Here is a 372-nt window from a genome sequence, read left to right on the forward strand (position 1 = left end):
GCCAGCTTCTGATGTTCCCGCAGGAACGTCGGCAGCTTCAGCGCCTTGAGGTGATGGGCGAGCAGGATTTCCGGGACATCGTTCATGCCGCGTCCTCCGCATTGCCCGACAACAGCCGCATGTAGGAACCGGCCTTGGTCTTCTCGACCGTGGCCTTGGGCAGATAGGGATAGCAGTCGAGGTCCAGTCGGGGCGGACGGCGTTCTACACGACAAAGCAGCAGGTGCTTTACGGCGTCAAAGCCAATCGCGCCCATCTGGAGCGCCTGCTTCACCGCGGCATGCAGATCAGCCAGGTCGAAAGTTTCCAGCAACCGCAGGACCTGGACGTATTCGCGTCGGCCATGCCGGTTCATACGGGCTTCCATCAACC

The 372-nt window shown here is 61.3% G+C and carries 2 pseudogenes; both read right to left on the reverse strand.

Going from position 1 to position 372, the window contains the following annotated elements:
• A pseudogene (locus AAIL68_RS17635) lies at positions 1-86 on the reverse strand (ATP-binding protein); the annotation flags it as partial.
• Positions 83-372: pseudogene (locus tag AAIL68_RS17640) on the reverse strand (IS21 family transposase); the annotation flags it as partial. The pseudogenes AAIL68_RS17640 and AAIL68_RS17635, both read right to left, overlap by 4 nt.

Origin of the sequence: Paracoccus sp. SSK6, from assembly GCF_039770665.1 — a bacterium.
Classification (GTDB): domain Bacteria; phylum Pseudomonadota; class Alphaproteobacteria; order Rhodobacterales; family Rhodobacteraceae; genus Paracoccus.